16 protein-coding genes and 1 pseudogene are annotated in these 15,663 nt (G+C 44.5%); 13 read left to right on the top strand and 4 right to left on the bottom strand.

The window, feature by feature from the left end; all coding sequences use genetic code 11:
• Positions 1-68: 68 nt before the first annotated feature.
• The 3 genes and pseudogenes from HPY31_RS12395 to HPY31_RS12385 all read right to left on the bottom strand — a co-directional run.
• Positions 69-363 (bottom strand): annotated as a pseudogene (locus HPY31_RS12395) (MarR family transcriptional regulator); the annotation flags it as partial.
• Positions 364-428: 65 nt separating this feature from the next.
• Positions 429-959: an ECF transporter S component gene (locus tag HPY31_RS12390; protein WP_012685152.1), complete on the bottom strand. Its 531-nt coding sequence runs from the start codon at positions 957-959 to the stop codon at positions 429-431.
• 267 nt (positions 960-1,226) lie between these two features.
• Positions 1,227-1,802 carry an NAD(P)H-dependent oxidoreductase gene (locus tag HPY31_RS12385; RefSeq protein WP_172140954.1) on the bottom strand — a complete coding sequence of 192 codons (576 nt, stop codon included), beginning with the start codon at positions 1,800-1,802 and terminating at the stop codon, positions 1,227-1,229.
• A gap of 142 nt (positions 1,803-1,944) precedes the next feature.
• Here HPY31_RS12385 and HPY31_RS12380 point away from each other — a divergent pair, with 142 nt between their 5' ends.
• From HPY31_RS12380 to HPY31_RS12355, 6 genes are all read left to right on the top strand, one after another.
• Entirely contained in the window at positions 1,945-2,964 is a 1,020-nt protein-coding gene (locus tag HPY31_RS12380) for an AraC family transcriptional regulator (RefSeq protein ID WP_172140953.1), read from the top strand.
• Positions 2,965-3,094: 130 nt separating this feature from the next.
• On the top strand, positions 3,095-3,751 hold the full coding sequence (locus HPY31_RS12375; RefSeq protein WP_172140952.1) for a TetR/AcrR family transcriptional regulator: 657 nt from the start codon (positions 3,095-3,097) through the stop codon (positions 3,749-3,751).
• A gap of 11 nt (positions 3,752-3,762) precedes the next feature.
• A complete protein-coding gene (locus HPY31_RS12370; RefSeq protein WP_012685156.1) occupies positions 3,763-4,131 on the top strand; it encodes a DUF4180 domain-containing protein in 369 nt (122 codons plus the stop codon).
• Between the two features lie 2 nt (positions 4,132-4,133).
• Positions 4,134-4,796, top strand: a complete 663-nt coding sequence (locus HPY31_RS12365) for a formylglycine-generating enzyme family protein (RefSeq protein ID WP_172140951.1) — start codon at positions 4,134-4,136, stop codon at positions 4,794-4,796.
• A gap of 64 nt (positions 4,797-4,860) precedes the next feature.
• Positions 4,861-5,412, top strand: coding sequence for a MarR family transcriptional regulator (locus HPY31_RS12360; RefSeq protein ID WP_172140950.1), 552 nt, complete (start codon positions 4,861-4,863; stop codon positions 5,410-5,412).
• Between the two features lie 74 nt (positions 5,413-5,486).
• The gene (locus HPY31_RS12355; protein WP_172140949.1) at positions 5,487-6,692 is read left to right on the top strand and encodes an MFS transporter; all 1,206 of its coding nucleotides are present in this window, start codon (positions 5,487-5,489) and stop codon (positions 6,690-6,692) included.
• 36 nt (positions 6,693-6,728) lie between these two features.
• On the opposite strand, the gene HPY31_RS12350 is transcribed toward HPY31_RS12355, so the two are convergent.
• Positions 6,729-8,201, bottom strand: a complete 1,473-nt coding sequence (locus tag HPY31_RS12350) for an MFS transporter (protein ID WP_172140948.1) — start codon at positions 8,199-8,201, stop codon at positions 6,729-6,731.
• 267 nt (positions 8,202-8,468) lie between these two features.
• Between HPY31_RS12350 and HPY31_RS12345 the strand changes: the two genes are divergently transcribed.
• From HPY31_RS12345 to HPY31_RS12315, 7 genes are all read left to right on the top strand, one after another.
• On the top strand, positions 8,469-8,915 hold the full coding sequence (locus HPY31_RS12345; protein ID WP_172140947.1) for an SRPBCC family protein: 447 nt from the start codon (positions 8,469-8,471) through the stop codon (positions 8,913-8,915).
• A gap of 220 nt (positions 8,916-9,135) precedes the next feature.
• Positions 9,136-9,903 carry an ABC transporter ATP-binding protein gene (locus tag HPY31_RS12340; protein ID WP_172140946.1) on the top strand — a complete coding sequence of 256 codons (768 nt, stop codon included), beginning with the start codon at positions 9,136-9,138 and terminating at the stop codon, positions 9,901-9,903.
• Entirely contained in the window at positions 9,890-11,818 is a 1,929-nt protein-coding gene (locus HPY31_RS12335; RefSeq protein WP_172140945.1) for an ABC transporter permease, read from the top strand. Before HPY31_RS12340 ends, HPY31_RS12335 begins: the two co-directional genes overlap by 14 nt.
• A gap of 20 nt (positions 11,819-11,838) precedes the next feature.
• The gene (locus HPY31_RS12330; protein WP_172140944.1) at positions 11,839-12,210 is read left to right on the top strand and encodes a YxeA family protein; all 372 of its coding nucleotides are present in this window, start codon (positions 11,839-11,841) and stop codon (positions 12,208-12,210) included.
• 106 nt (positions 12,211-12,316) lie between these two features.
• Entirely contained in the window at positions 12,317-13,015 is a 699-nt protein-coding gene (locus tag HPY31_RS12325; protein WP_172140943.1) for a response regulator transcription factor, read from the top strand.
• A gap of 3 nt (positions 13,016-13,018) precedes the next feature.
• Positions 13,019-14,434, top strand: coding sequence for a sensor histidine kinase (locus HPY31_RS12320; protein WP_172140942.1), 1,416 nt, complete (start codon positions 13,019-13,021; stop codon positions 14,432-14,434).
• Positions 14,435-14,480: 46 nt separating this feature from the next.
• Positions 14,481-15,617, top strand: coding sequence for a VanZ family protein (locus HPY31_RS12315; protein WP_172140941.1), 1,137 nt, complete (start codon positions 14,481-14,483; stop codon positions 15,615-15,617).
• Positions 15,618-15,663 lie beyond the last annotated feature (46 nt).

The following is a 15,663-nucleotide window of genomic DNA, read 5'->3' as shown; positions in this document are numbered from 1 at the left end:
GGAACTACAACAAGCAGTTAAGGAGTTTATGTATCCCTTAATAAATTTACCAGACAGGTCTTACCTTTAATGATAATTTCCCCTCTCTTATCAGTGGGATGAGTTTGGGGCATTACATAGCCACTTTTCTCAAGATAATCCACCATTTTACTCACAGCTTGCTTGGTAATTCCTAAGTGTTCAGCTAATTCTATACCTGTTGCTCCATTAGGAATGATACGTCTAAACATAAAAACCATGGGCAGGTCTAATATCTCCAAATCCCAACTCATTTAATCGGTCATGTAGTTCATAGATCAATGTACTATAAGACAATGACAAAAGAGATGTAAGATCTAATTCACTAAATGCTTGATGGTTCATACATGAAACCTCCTCAAATATTTTGCAAAAAAGGAAGGACGGAGCTCTGCCCCATCCTTCCTTTTTTAACCTTGACCTACAATCTTCTTCAAACGTCCCACCAGCGGAATAACAATAACCGCTGCTACCACCACCTGCAAAACGTTCCCCGGAATGGAGCCAAACGGCTGAATCCAGTTCCCGTAAAGAATAACCTCAACAAAGTAGTAGCCCACGATCTTAATCACCAATGCAGCGACAACTGCGAGTGCATACACAAATACCCGATTGCCAGGCACCTTTTCGGCGATGAGGCCTGCTACATAGCCCATTGCACCTACGATTACGAAGGTAAACGGCGCCCATGCTGTCCAACCGGAGATAAGGTCAAAGAGCCCCATACCAAAAGCTCCAGCGATAGCTCCTGTTTTTCTGCCATACACAAAGGCTGCGATTAAAAGAGGCACGTTACCGAGATGAATGAGGCCACCGTTACCCATGATCGGGAGTCGTAAATTGATAAACATGGTGGCTGCGAGCGTAAAAGCGATGAAGAGTGCGTTAATAACCAAGGTTTTCGTCTTTGTTGCTTTTCTTGGTGAAAAAGTAGAATCCATATGATAGCCTCTTTCTTATTATTTTTACTATTATCATACTCACAATCAGCTACATAATAAATACACTTTGCACGATTTATTTGCGTAGGTAAATCATTCCAATGAAGGAGATGCGCTAGAGATTGATCTGTTACTGGAAGGGCAGCCCCGCATTAAGTTTTTGAAAAGCGAGCAAACGCATCTCGATCAGTAAGCGAATAGGAAAAACTCAAGACTATTTCAGCTTGAGTTTTTTAGCCAATCTGATTCGTTTTTTTACCGTAACGCCTAGGCAAGCCTCTCCCCAAGCTGTTTCACTTTCTCCAGCCACTTCTTGCGCTTTTCCTCCGCCGAGGCATTCACCCCACTAATCTCTGTAACCCTCACAGGCTTAATCCCGCAAAACTTCAAAATGTTGCGTTTCATCACGAGATGTCCGGCTTGCCAGTAGATCAATCGGTTGTACCAAGAGGGGGTATCCATGGTCACAATCACATGGGCGGTTTTGCCCGTTAACAGTTTATCCCATAGAGGTGAGCCTTCCCGATATTTATAGGCGAATCCGGGTAATAAGACACGATCAAAGAATCCCTTCAAGATAGCGGGCATCGTGCCCCACCAGGTTGGATAGACAATGACCAGATGATCAGCCCAACGGATGAGGTCCTGCGCTTCTTTTAGGTCATCCTCCAGCTCTGTTCTTTTCCGATATCCGTACTTCAAATTTGGGTCGAAAGCGATTTGGCTTAAATCAATGGTGCGAATCTGCGCGTCTTTACCTTCGGCTCCTTGCATATAGGCATGCGCTAACGCAGAGCAATAGCTCTCGGGATCTGGATGTCCGATGATAACGAGAATGTTCATTTTCATATCCCCCTGTAGAGTTGATTCCATAACCGACAGATCGTGGTAAACTGAACTGTATTCAGCATATCGTGTGGTATGGAACAGATGAATGATCGTAGGCGCATAAATGTTGTGGATTCACGCAAAGGAGGTTCCGTACTTGGAAAATGCGCATGGGTTTGCGATTTCGATGGTATATCCGATTATGAAGACAATTACTCACAAGAAGCTTGATTTTGAGCGTTTTTGTGAGCATATTTCTTTCGACAGCAGCTTGCTAAAGGATGTAGAGGCGCGGATTGATGAAGCAGAGCTCGAGCGCTTGATGAAGGAAGCGGCCATTTACACGCAGGATGATCATTTCGGACTGCATCAAGGACAGTTAACGGATATTGCCGATCTGGGCATCCTTGGCTATGTCATGATGCATTCGGAAAAAATCATCGATGCATGGAAGGCTTATCAGCGGTATCACGTGATTCTTTGCAGCGGGTACGAGCTGGATTGGGAAGAGCGGGGGCAGGATGTTTTCCTGCGGTTTCATAGGCAAAGCCCAGGGAGAGTGTCTCGACATTGCATGGAGGATATGGTCAGCTCCTTGTACCACTTGATTGTCCGTATGAGTCACCGCGCTATTCCGTTACAGTCGATACATTTCACACACGACGCTACGGATGATATCGCTCCGTATTTGAAATTGTTCGGAATGGAGCCTCACTTTAATGAAGAAGAAAATGGGCTCTTGGTAGGCAAAGAAGTTTTGCAATACCCGATCCTGTATTCAGATGTCCGGCTGCGTAAAGCTTTCGAACCCATCGCGGAAGAAATTAGAGAGAGGCTGAACAGGGGGCGGGAATTGTCGGACCGTGTGTTTCAATGGATGATGGGATGTATGCCTGCGGCTTTTCCGACCTTACAGCAGACTGCCGCTGCTTTTCATATGAGTACGAGATCCCTGCAAGCGAAACTAAAGGCAGAGGACACTTCCTATCATGAATTGTCCACGAATGTCCGCAAAGAAATGGCGATGGGGTATTTACAGCAAGCGGAGCATTCCATTGGAGAGATTGCATACCTGCTGCATTTTTCAGATCCAAGCGCTTTTCAAAATGCTTTCAAGAAATGGACGGGGCTGACACCGGGGCAATATCGGATCAGTCGCCAAGCGCTTGCTATGTAACGGCATGATCGAACACGCTGCGTAAGCGTGTTTTTTTGTGTTGTGGAGCCTACTCGTTTGACAGGTTGGAAAATCATGGTGTACACTTTTTTTATTCCGACTGTACAGTATAAAAAAACGAGGTAAAATCATGCCCAAATTAGGAATGGAACCAAAGCGCCGAGCAGATGTCATCAATGCGACCCTCACTTGTATTAGCAATCACGGGATTGATGGCATGACGCTGGATAAGGTGGCGGAGTATGCGGACTGCTCAAAGGGTGTGGTCACGTATTACTTTAAGAATAAGGATAATTTGACGAGTGAATCCTTTCAGGCATTTTTGGCCTATTATGGCTTGAAAATCGAAGCTGACATTGAGAGCACCATGACCGCTCAGGAAATGATGGACGTTACGCTTGCGCACATCTTGCCGCCATACGTGAACGACAAGGAAAAACGGATCAATGTTTCGCAGCTGGACGGCATCGCTGAGATGTACATCCCGCATGAAGATCAAGCAAGACTCTTTGTCCAATTCTTCTCCAAAGCCGCATTGGACCCCAAGTTGCAAGAAGTGGTTGCGAAGAGTTATGCGAGAGATTTGCAGGGCATCACCAAGATTTTTGAATACGGCAAGCAAACCGGGCTTATGTCTGTAGAGGATTCACAAAACGCTGCCTACGGACTCATGGCGATGGTTGTTGGCTTGAGCTTCTTTCGAGTGGCGAGCGTTTCGCCAGCAACCGGTGAAGACAACCGATATATTTGTGAGGATTATGTGAGGCAGATTAGCAATAGAAGATGAGGAGGGTACACATGAATATTACAAAGGTAGAAGCTGGCGGGAAAAATATTGCTATTGTGAGTGGTAGCGAGGTTCTTATAGGGGATGTACAGTCCGCATTGGACCTGATCGCAACGGTCCATTATCAAGCAGACAGTGAGCGTATTGTTCTCAACAAATCATTGCTCAACGAAAGCTTTTTCGATTTGAAAACACGCCTTGCTGGGGAAATCCTTCAGAAGTTCATCAATTATCGGGTGAAAGTGGCAATTGTAGGCGATTTTTCGGTGTACACAAGTAAAAGTCTAAAAGACTTCATCTATGAATCGAACAACGGAAACGACATCTTTTTCTTGCCGACCGAAGAGCAGGCGATCGAGAAGTTAAGCCAGGTGAAATAGAGATGGAGGGGCCGTACAACATGGTGAGCATCCCAGCAGGGCATATCGAATTACGGGACGATCGGATCAAGGCGACATGGACAACCGAGGTGAACGCTTTTTCACTCGCACCGGTTCCTGTTACGAATGCGTTATATTTCTCTGTTGTCCAAAAAGCAGCTGGACCGAGTGACCCCCCAGAAGCTCCCGTCGTGAACGTCTCGTGGAACGATGCGATTTCGTTTTGCAATCTGCTTTCTCAGCAAGCAGGTCTCACGGAATGCTACTCGATAAGTGAAGATGGTGAGCGTGTTGGTTGGAACGAGGAAGCGGATGGCTATCGTCTGCCGACAGAGGCGGAATGGCAGTACGCTTGCAAAGCAGGGACGGGCGGTTATCGGTACGGCGAGCTGGATGAGATCGCATGGTACCAAGAGAATGCGGAGGGTACAGCACATGCAGTAGGACAAAAGCTGCCGAATGCGTGGGGGCTCTATGACATGCTGGGAAATGTTTGGGAGTGGTGCTGGGACCTTTACGATGTAAACGTGTATGGCTCCTACCGAATTTTTCGCGGTGGCAGCTGGGCAGAAGAGGCCAGAGGCTGTGGGGCGACGTGCCGCAGACGCAGTCACCCCACGTTTCGAATTGATGATCTAGGCTTTCGTCTTGCCAGAGGGGGTTGAAAAATCCAAAAAAATCCTTTATATTGATTTTAGTTAGATAATCTAATTATATTCAAGGTGGATTATGAGCAGAAAAAATAAGTGTGAGCATACATCCGATCAATTGCCGAAACTTGGTATTCAGCCATATTTGCATCTGATGGAAGCAACTGCTCTGCAAAATACGGATCGCAAATTGGCTCATTTGGGATTATTGATGCTATGGCTGGGGGATAACGCCATAGACGTCATTGATTTGAATTTGGAGAAATTCGGCATAACGGAGTGTAAATGGGACGTATTGCTGTTGCTTACGTTACATAAAGACAGAGAACTTATCACCCCTTCTTCGCTTGCAGACAGGCTGGGTATTCGGCGTGCTTCTGTTACAGCTTTGCTGGACTGGCTGGAAAAAAGGCACTGGATCATCAGGGAGCAAAGCACGCTGGATGGTCGCAAGATTCATGTCAAAATAACGCAAGAAGGCAGAGAATTGGTAACCAGCGTACTGCCAGTTTTTTGGTCTGCTTGCTCCTCTATTATGAGCGAATTAGAAGAGGAAGAACGGATGCTGCTTGAAAAAATCTTGATGAAGTTGAACAACAGCATGGAAGAGAAACTGGGGGTGGGAAGATAAGATCATATTTTTTTGTGAATATAATTAGATAATCTAACTAGAATGTATGTAACTATTTGAAAAAGAGGTGTGCGATGTCACAGAGAAACTACTCACTCATGACGGCAATTCTCTGCTGGTCTGGAATCGTCGTCATGTCGAGCTTATACGTTACGATTCCCCTTATGAGCCTATTTGCCGATCTTTTCAGTATAACGTTGACACAGGCTGCAGCAGTAGGCAGCGCATTTTCGGTTGGGTTTGCCATAGGGTGCCTGATTTACGGACCGCTGTCCGAAAAGTATGGCCGCAAGAACGTTATTGTGATCGGGATGATTGCCCTGGCTCTATTTTCTTTGTTGCTTGGTAGTGCAAATGATTTCGTATGGATCATTGTACTCAGGGGCTTGCAAGGTGCTGCCGCTGCTACGTTCTCGCCTGTTGCACTCGCCTATGCTGTGGAAATGTTCCCTGCGGCAAAACGGGTAACGGCAATCGGATTTATCAGCACAGGATTTTTGGCAGCAGGAATCATTGGTCAAGTGCTCAGCACCTTAATGAGTCAACAATACAGTTGGCACGCCGTATTCTATATGCTTGCTGCTATCTATTTCGTGACGCTGTTTGTGGTGATGAGGTGGCTGCCAAAAGAAGAGAGTCCCCTTGCTACCGTTAATATTTGGGAGCCGATTAAGCGAATTCCCTCCCTGTTCAAACAAAAAAATATTGTCTTGAGCTACATAATCGCTCTTGTATTGCTTATGTCATTCGTTAATATGTATACGGTCTTGGGCAGTTATTTGGCGGGATCTGATTTTGGGCTTAGCAACAAGGAGATGCTGCTTGTTCGAACGATTGGTGTAGTGGGTATGCTCATTTCTCCGCTGGCGGGCGGGCTGGCAAAACGGTTTGGCTTACGTACCGTGCTCCGCTTTGGATTAGGTCTGGCAGTGGTTAGTATGGCTTCCCTCGGTATGATATCTAACTTGGCTCTTTTGATTGGTACCAGTGTGCTTTTCGTTGCTGGAATTGCGTTATCCGTTCCTTCCGTGATCTCGCTTGTTGGACAGCTAGGGGGAAAATCGCGGGGAATTGCGGTTTCTGTTTATACGTTTATCCTGTTTTCGGGAACAAGTCTTGGGCCGATATTGTCCATCCGATTAATGAATGTTGGAAGCTATGAACTTACTTTTATCCTGCTTGCAATCGTACTAGGAATTGGTCTGTTGGCTGCATGCCTGATTCGCAGTGATTCCGCAGTTGAAAGTAGTAGCACAAAACCTCCTTCGCCACTAGCTTAGTGGTTGAGGAGGTTTTGTTGTTAGAAACGATGGCTGCTATTGATTATTTTGTTGATTCAGCAAGCGTTCTCGCCGCTTATGCACGGCAATGAAAGCGGCAAACACGAGCAGGAGACATCCTGTGAACAGAAACCCTTCCTCAATGGAGAAGGGCAGCCAACCTAAAAGGCCTGAGCCGACGACCACACCGAGAGAGAAAAAGGCGTATAAGTAACCGTGTGCTTTCCCCCGCAATTCTTGTGGCGTCGATTGAATGAGCATCGTATTGACAGAGGGAAACAAGAGAGCAAAGCCGATCCCATATAGTCCTAAAATGCAGTACAGTGCCAATGTCGTGTTGGATTGACCAATAAGCAGCTGACTCACGCCCATGAAGCCAATTCCGATGGACATCGTTTTGGATGGAGCTACACGATCAAAAATCCGGTTTGTCGGAAGCACAAAAAGCAAGACGGCAATGATCCCAAAAGTGCTCATTAATGTACCGCTTAGTTTCGAATCGTATCCAAGCGATTGCACATGCAAGGGCAAAAGATAAGCGATCACACCTTGTGAAAACATGAGCAAAAAGGCACCGCCGTAAGCCTTGATTATCCCAGCATTGAAGATCAAGGCTGAGGTCGGAACGTCCTTCTTAAGCTTCTCTTTCTTGCAGGCCTGAGTGGATCTCAGAAAAATGACGGACAGGATGGTTAGGAAAAAGCCCATAACAGCTACACATGTAAAGACAAAGGGCACGGAGGTTTTGCTTGCCATAATGCCGCTGAATGCAGGTCCGATAATCGCTGCGAGTCCCACAAAGGTACCGGTGAAGGCAACCTTTCGTCCTTGCTGCTCATGTGTCGTGTTATTCGCAGAAAAAGTAAAAGCAGCAGGAACGATCAAACCGGCGACAAATCCGTGAATGATTCGCACGATAATCAACAGAAACGGCTGATCGACGATGTGATACAGCAGCAAGGCACAGCTCGATAAAACCAAGCCGATCAACAGTGGTTTGGATGGACCAACCTTATCTGTCAGTATGCCTGAGATAATATTGCCAAAGGTATTGGCTAGCGAATACAGACCGATGACAAATCCTATAACAAATGAGCTGGCACCTACGGAAGCAGCAAATGTACTCATGACCGGCAGCTGCGAGAACAAATCAAAGAACGAGAAAAAAACGATGGCATATACGAGCAGGGCATTGTTAAACGGCTTCAGAGGATACACAGCCTGTGCCGTTTTCAGTCTGCGATCCAGAAGGAAGTTCCCAAACGGTACAAAAGCGGCGAGTATTGCAGCAAGAGACCAGAACAGGCTCCATCTCACGCGAATGGCTGCATAGAGTATCGCCAGAGCATACAAGCAAAATATCCCGCCGTGAATACTTCCTATGATGGTTACGGCTTTGTCTAAGCCCCACACGTATTTTAAGGGCATCGCGATGCCCATCAATACTAATAAAGAAAGACCATCGAGTAGGCCTGTCAGACGTAAAAAGTAAATTGGATGTACCCGCACTTGTGACTCTCCTCATTTTTTATGAAGTAATGCCTCTATCCTACCATTTTTTTTGAGGAAGAAAGTGAACAAATTCGGGTCATTCCTGTGTCGATATCATGAGGGCGGACGCCCAATCACGACTCTAACGACGGGTCTTCTGTTTAAGAGTGACATTTTATGGGTGATTGTTTACAATTTACATAAGTTTTTGAAGGAATTTCAAATCGATCATAAAAGTTTGGTTCCAAAGTTCGCCCTAACAAATATGATTGGCGAGGTGTCCCGATGAAAAGTCAAAATCCCGAATCGAGTAAAATCGTTGGTCAAACGGCAGCGACAGGCTTCCAGGTAGGTGTACGCAGGACGATGCCCATTACCCCAGAACAGGCTTGGGCGTTTTTAACCTCGTCCGAAGGGGCGAAGTTATGGCTTGGAGATGTAGCGAACCTTACCTTTAGCGAGGGGGAGACCTTTACTTCCAGCGATGGGATATCGGGTCAATTTCGTGTGGTAAAGCCGTTCCGGCAGTTTCGTTTAAAGTGGTCGATGAAGGATTGGGAAAAGCCGTCCACATTGCAAATCCGGCTGATATCCGACAAGCCAGACCGAACGACCATTAGTTTTCATCAAGAGAACTTGGATCATGAGAATACACGAGAGCAAATGAAGCTTCATTGGGAAGAAGTTCTGAATGAAATCAGGCAAAAGTTCTCCTTGATGGAGAGGGGATAAAAGATTCTGTCGGAACGGGGATTTATTTTTCCATGTACTACGCAGATTAGCAAAGTATGTTTCCAATAGTAACGTGGGAGGCGTCCGAGGGAGGACGCTTTTTTGCTTTTCGGATGCTATTTTTAAGGATTATATAAGGTTTAAATAAAAATGCTCTAAGGTTCGATCGCTATGATAAATGCAGTACGAATAAATGAGTTGCATTTGAAAGGATAGCGATATGAAAACCATTCTGGAAGCAATCAACGTGCAAAAAACATTTGGTACAAAAGGAAATGTGTATACAGCCTTGCAAGATATTAACTTAAAAATACAAGAGGGTGAATTTGTCGGAATCATGGGCCCATCCGGAGCCGGCAAATCAACCTTGCTCAATATTTTTTCAACCATCGATATGCCTTCTTCGGGTGAGGTCGTTATTGCTGATCAAAATATCGTCAACATGAACGAAGAACAATTATCAGACTTTCGCCGGAATAAACTGGGCTTTATTTTTCAAGATTATAATCTTCTCGATACGTTGACTGTCAAAGAAAATATTTTGCTTCCGCTTGCCTTGTCGAAGGTGCCAGCGGCTGAAATCGAAAAGAGAGTCAACGAGATAGCGGACACGTTTGGCATTCGAGAAATCTTAGACAAATACCCTTACCATATTTCAGGAGGTCAAAAACAACGGACAGCGGCTTCGCGGGCCATCGTGGCCAATCCAAGCCTCATTTTGGCGGACGAGCCCACAGGTGCGCTTGATTCCAAATCGGCAGCAAGCTTGTTAGCAAGCTTAAGCAGACTCAATGAAACCAATCGATCTACTATTCTGATGGTCACGCATGATGCATATGCGGCGAGTTACTGCAAACGGGTTATTTTCATCAAGGATGGTCAGCTCTTTACCGAGTTTCACAAAGAAAAGCAGTCCCGGAAGGAGTTTTTCCAAAAGATACTGGAAATTCTTGCTTCGCTTGGGGGTGGGTATCATGACGCTCTTTAGCATTGCCAGAAAAAATATCCGAAAAAATTTCACCAACTATTTTATCTATTTTGCTTCGATGATTTTTAGTATTGTGATTTACTTCACGTTTGTTTCCTTAAAGTATGACGATTCCATTCAGCTGGCCGCCGAAGGGTCGAATAAAATAAGTTCTGTATTTAGCGGAGCTTCGGTCGTGTTAATGATCTTCGTGGCCATCTTTATCTGGTATTCCAACGCATTCTTTACACGTAAACGCAAGGGTGAGGTCGGGCTTTACTCCCTGCTCGGCGTACGCAAGAAGCAGATCGGCCGCATGCTTTTTTACGAGAACTTCATAATGGGAATCATTGCACTCCTGATCGGAATTGCTCTTGGTTCTGTGTTGTCCAAGTTTTTTGTTGCGGTATTAATGAAGGTCATGGGTTATGATGCCATCGCTAATTTCTCTGTTTCATCCGAGGCAATTATAGACACGATCACCGTCTTCTCTATCATTACGTTCATCAATTCGCTCCAAGGCTATCGGTTAATTTATCGCTTCAAATTAATCGAACTCTTTCGCGCGGATCAAGAAAGCGAAAAAGAACCAAGAACGTCTTGGATCACTGCTATCTTATCGATTGCGTTGATTGGATTCGGTTATTGGCTTACACTGCAAAACATCTTTGAGTCAGCGATATGGAGAAAAGTAGGGATAATGGCAACGCCGCTCCTCATCTTACTAACCGTCATTCTCGGTACGTATCTCCTATTCGGAGTTCTCAGCGTTACGCTATTGAAAAGGTTAAGAAACCATAAGAAGAGTTATTGGAATGGCATTAACGTAATAGGAATTTCTCAGCTGCTGTACCGAATGAAAGGAAATGCTCGTACGTTAACCATCATCGCTGTACTAAGCGCCACGACACTTACATCTGTTGGAACGGCATACAGCTTGTATTACAACAATAGAAGCACTGTCGAAAAGGTGAATCCAAACAGCATGATGTTTATCGCTACGGACAGCCGTTTAACCAAACGGGTGGAGGAATTGATTTCGAAGCATCCCAATCATGAAGTTCTGTATCATCGAACCATTCCGGTTATTCAGATGGATGTAGATACTGGTGATCTGGATGTTGGAAGTAATGAACGGACATATACCGTGATGTCAAATCGTGAATTCAACCAATTGACCCAATTACAAGGAAAAGACGATGTGCTTTCCTTACAAGCGCAGGAAGCCGTTTTATTAGACCCCTTTTACATGGAGGGTATTTCCCCTCAATATGTCGGGACAAGGCTCCCTTTAAAAGCGAAGGGCGGCGAAGTGATTATAACGATCAAGGAACGAAAGGATTACAACGTCTTGAATCTGCAAACGGTCTTTTCGACGATCGTCGTCAGCGATGAGCTGTTCGTCCGCTTGCAACAAGAAGTGAATCAGGCGAGCTTGGTAGCATATGCCATTACACAGGAAGATCAGGCCAAGCAATTAACCAAAGAGATTGAAGCGATCTTACCCGAAAAAGCAAGATTTGCAAGCTTCTATCAGGACTATGCACAAGGATTGGAAACTTCCGGCTTACTCATTTTTATGGGCGGATTTCTGGGACTCGTTTTCCTGGCTGCAACTGGTAGCATCATTTACTTTAAACAGCTAACGGAAGCCCATGCAGACAAAGGGCGATATGAGATTTTATACAAAATCGGCGTCAGAAAAAAAGAAATCAAAAAAACCATTGCCAAACAAGTCTTGTTCATCTTCGCGTTACCCTTGCTGGCTGGTATCGGGCATAGTGCCGTCGCCCTCACGCCTTTATCACGGATGTTGCAAATGAACTTACTCGTTCCTGTGATGATTTGTATGGCGATCTATACATGCATGTACACTGCCTACTATTTCTTGACCGTCCATGCGTACTACAAAATCGTCACGAAAACAAAATCGTAAACTTTTAAAGGAGACTATCTATGAAAAAGACAACCATCATTGTATTATCAGTCATACTTGCTCTTATGATAGGAGCTATACTCTTGCTTCAAAACGTGAATTTTAACAGATTGGGTGCAGATGAGTATTATGTTCAGATTAATAAAGAAGGGAAAAAGAATGAAGTTACGCTGGATAGCGGGGAGAAGTTTGTCTCGTACGATTATACGCTGCAAGGCTATAATGCAAATGGCGAAGAAAAAGCACTCAACTTTATGGCGATGAAAGAGCTGCGTAAAGATGCCTATCTGTGCGTATTCGTAAAAGAAGGAAAAGGAGTTACCTCTTATCAGGAAGTGAAAGTGGACGAACTGCCTGATAAAGCGAAAGAAAAATTGGCAATCCAGCAGTAAACGAAAGAAGGTTATGCCGAAGTCATTTAAGGATGGCTTCGGTGTATCCTTGTTTGTTCAAGGAAAGGATAAGCAATGATTCTAGTTTTGGCAGGGGGGCTTCTACGTGAGCAAAGTACTGATTGTGGACGATGAAGAGGATATCGTCAGACTGTTGAAAACGGTTCTGATCAAGGAAGGCATCGAGAATGTATACACGGCTTCAACGGCAGCCGAAGGATTCGGGCAGTTTCAAGACAAGCATCCAGATGTTGTGATTTTGGATATTATGCTTCCGGACGGGGAAGGCTATGACGTATGCAAAAAGATCAGAAGCATTTCACATGTCCCGATCCTGTTTCTATCCGCAAAAACGGAAGAAGTGGATAAATTAGTAGGCTTGGCCATCGGTGGTGACGACTATATTGGCAAACCGTTCAGTCCGAAAGAAGTGGCCTATCGAGTGAAAGCACAGTTAAGAAGAGCTGAATATCAGCAAGTTCAAGTAAAGGCGGATCCTATCATTAAGGTCGGCCCATTTGTCTTTGATGAAGAAAAGGTCGAGTTGCGAAAGCATGGAACCATCATCGAGTTGAAACGGAAAGAGCTGGGGCTGTTTACCCATTTGCTCAAGCATCCTAACCAAATTATCAGCAAAGAAAAGCTGTACTACCAAGTATGGGGTGAAGATTTCTTTGGCTTTGACAATACCGTGATGGTACACATCAGAAAATTACGAGAGAAAATAGAGGATGACCCTTCCAATCCAACATACCTCTTAACGGTGAAGGGCTTGGGATATAAGCTGGCGGTAAAGGATGAATAGTGGATGAATTGGAGGGTGACTGGGAGATTTCTGGCGTCTGTTGTTTTGATTGTCATCTTGGTTGTACTAAGCAATATTGTTCTTCTTGTTTTGTCGATCGTGGTCACCACACAAACGGGTTGGGATGAAACTGCTATAAGCGAGAAAGGAAACTCTGCTGAAGCAATAACCAGGCGTTTCCATGAGCAAATTATCATTTCGAATCATCAGGCGACGCTTACAGACAAAGGGAAAGCCGAGCTGGATCAGCATAACGCATGGATACAAATTCTAGACGAAGATGGCAAACAGATCTTTGGCTATCGATTGCCGGTGGGTATAAAAGAAAAATATGCGCCCATAGACATTATCCAGATGTACAAATACAAAGAAATTGATATGAACACGATGGTGTTTATTGGTGAGAAGCAAACAGGTTCTAGCCATTATAGTTACTTTATTGGGTTTCAAAATCGAAATTTGCAAAGATACGTATTGTCCTATGATATCCGGGAGGTCGTGCAAGTTTTTAACATAGGAAGCATTCTCGTTCTGACCGTCGACGGATTGATCGCGCTGATCGTTGGATATTTTTTTAGCAAAAGACTAACAAAACCACTGCTGTCACTCATAGAGGGAATAAGAAAGCTCGCTAATAAGGAATACCATATCAACTATGAACCGATTGGCATTTATAAAGATGTTTTCTATAATGTCAATTATTTATCACATGAACTGAGAGCGGCGGAAAATGAAAGAAAAAAATTAGATGCAATGAGAGAAGAGTGGATCGGCAATGTCTCTCACGATTTAAAAACGCCATTAGCGTCGATCCAAGGCTACGCAGAAATGATGAAAGACACAGAGTATGACTTTTCGTATGAGGAAATGAGAGAGTTTGCGGAGATTATTGAACGAAAGTCATTGTACCTGAAAGACGTCATTGAGGATCTGAATTTATCTGCCCGCCTAAAAAATAAAGAATTGCGCTTGCACAAATCAAATAAGAACATCGTGACCCTGTTACGAAATGTCGTCATTGATACATTGAACGATGCGAGATATGCAGACAGGAACATGGAATTCCGATTTAGCGATGAAATGATCAAAGTGGATATGGATGAAATTCTGATTTGTAGAGCGATCACCAATTTAATTTACAATGCCATCGTCCATAATGATCCTTCCGTCCTCATCAAAGTAAGTGTAGAGAAAGGTCAGCACACCCTGATCAGAATCGAGGACAACGGCAAAGGAATGAAAGAGCAGGAGCTTGATCGAATCTTTGACCGTTACTACCGGGGGACGAATACTGGGGAGCTGCACAAAGGCTCCGGGCTGGGTATGGCCATTGCGCGGGATATTATTGTGGCGCACGGTGGAGAAATAAAGGTGAATAGTTTATTGGGGCTAGGAACAAAGATTGAAATCCAACTATGAAAAAGGCTGCTAAAGCAGCTACTCAACAGGTAAAAGGAGTACTCTCATGTCATCGTACGTATTTCCCATTCAATATGCTTTTCTTGTTTTTATGCTCGGTTCTTGTTTATTGTTTGTTCCCTGGCTCATTTACACGTATAGAAAAGATGGGTTTTTTAGTTGGTGGAGGTTCATTTTAAACGCCTCCTTTCTTTTTTACTTGCTTTGCTCTTTGTTTTTGGTGCTGCTTCCTTTGCCAGATACGAGGGATACTTGCGCGATGCAAGCAGAGAATACAGTTTATTATTCGCTGATTCCCTTTACCTTTGTCCGTGATATTCTCAAGGAAACTTCGATAGTATGGTCCCATCCATCCAGCTATATTCAACTCATATTAGAACGAGCTTTCTTGCAAGCCGCATTTAATTTTTTGCTACTGCTCCCATTTGGCGTTTATCTCCGGTACTTTTTCCAGAAGCGGGAATATTGGAAACGGGCATTGGGGCTTGGCTTTGGGTTGTCGCTTTTCTTTGAGGTCACACAATTAACAGGGATTTATGGGATTTATAATTGTCCCTATCGACTGTTCGACGTCGATGATCTTATACTCAACAGCAGCGGTGCATTATTTGGATTTCTCATTGCTCCGATCATACTGGCTTTGTTTCCGTCCAATAAAAGCATAGAAGCAAAAAGAGAAAGTGTCATGGAGAGTGGTATCGTCCTCCCTGTACCACAATTGCTGGCTTTGTTGATCGACAGTATCGCAGTTGAGTTCTTGTCGGATTTGTTTGGCCTTCTTCTTCCGGTTGGCTGGCTGACAGAGGTGATCAGTACCTCGCTCGGTATGCTGCTTTGCTTCTATTTCATTCCAATTATATGGAATGGAAAGACGATTGGATCGGCGATATTGCGGTTCAGACTAGTGAACGAAGATTCCGGGAAGCCATCCGGAATTGCTTTATTCAAGCGATTTCTTGCGCTATATTTCACTTGGTTTTTCACGTACACCTCGAGTGCACTCAGTCAGATAGAGAGTGTAATGGAGTCGGCTTTTTATCCATTTCTTATCCTTTTCTTCTTTGGCGTCTTCGTACTGATTTCGCTTGTACTCCTCGTTCACGGTCTGCTCGTGGTGTTTTCCGGCGGTAGACGCAGGTTTTATTTTGACTATGCGTCCAGAATAAGACCAACTCGAAAGTGAATCCAAGAGAGGGTGCGCAGGATTTTTCTGTTAGATGTGGTAAGAT

Source organism: Brevibacillus sp. HB1.3 (assembly GCF_013186635.1).
Taxonomy (GTDB): domain Bacteria; phylum Bacillota; class Bacilli; order Brevibacillales; family Brevibacillaceae; genus Brevibacillus; species Brevibacillus brevis_D.
The sequence above is the reverse complement of the archived record's forward strand: the minus strand, read 5'-3'. Positions and strand labels throughout refer to the sequence as shown.

Excerpts from the sequence above, each read along its gene's own strand:
- HPY31_RS12390 (WP_012685152.1), bottom strand. The coding sequence starts at position 959 with ATGGATTCTACTTTTTCACCAAGAAAAGCAACAAAGACGAAAACCTTG.
- HPY31_RS12385 (WP_172140954.1), bottom strand. The coding sequence starts at position 1,802 with ATGAACATTCTCGTTATCATCGGACATCCAGATCCCGAGAGCTATTGC.
- HPY31_RS12375 (WP_172140952.1), top strand. The coding sequence starts at position 3,095 with ATGCCCAAATTAGGAATGGAACCAAAGCGCCGAGCAGATGTCATCAAT.
- HPY31_RS12370 (WP_012685156.1), top strand. The coding sequence starts at position 3,763 with ATGAATATTACAAAGGTAGAAGCTGGCGGGAAAAATATTGCTATTGTG.
- HPY31_RS12365 (WP_172140951.1), top strand. The coding sequence starts at position 4,134 with ATGGAGGGGCCGTACAACATGGTGAGCATCCCAGCAGGGCATATCGAA.
- HPY31_RS12360 (WP_172140950.1), top strand. The coding sequence starts at position 4,861 with ATGAGCAGAAAAAATAAGTGTGAGCATACATCCGATCAATTGCCGAAA.
- HPY31_RS12355 (WP_172140949.1), top strand. The coding sequence starts at position 5,487 with ATGTCACAGAGAAACTACTCACTCATGACGGCAATTCTCTGCTGGTCT.
- HPY31_RS12345 (WP_172140947.1), top strand. The coding sequence starts at position 8,469 with ATGAAAAGTCAAAATCCCGAATCGAGTAAAATCGTTGGTCAAACGGCA.
- HPY31_RS12340 (WP_172140946.1), top strand. The coding sequence starts at position 9,136 with ATGAAAACCATTCTGGAAGCAATCAACGTGCAAAAAACATTTGGTACA.
- HPY31_RS12335 (WP_172140945.1), top strand. The coding sequence starts at position 9,890 with ATGACGCTCTTTAGCATTGCCAGAAAAAATATCCGAAAAAATTTCACC.
- HPY31_RS12330 (WP_172140944.1), top strand. The coding sequence starts at position 11,839 with ATGAAAAAGACAACCATCATTGTATTATCAGTCATACTTGCTCTTATG.
- HPY31_RS12320 (WP_172140942.1), top strand. The coding sequence starts at position 13,019 with ATGAATTGGAGGGTGACTGGGAGATTTCTGGCGTCTGTTGTTTTGATT.
- HPY31_RS12315 (WP_172140941.1), top strand. The coding sequence starts at position 14,481 with ATGTCATCGTACGTATTTCCCATTCAATATGCTTTTCTTGTTTTTATG.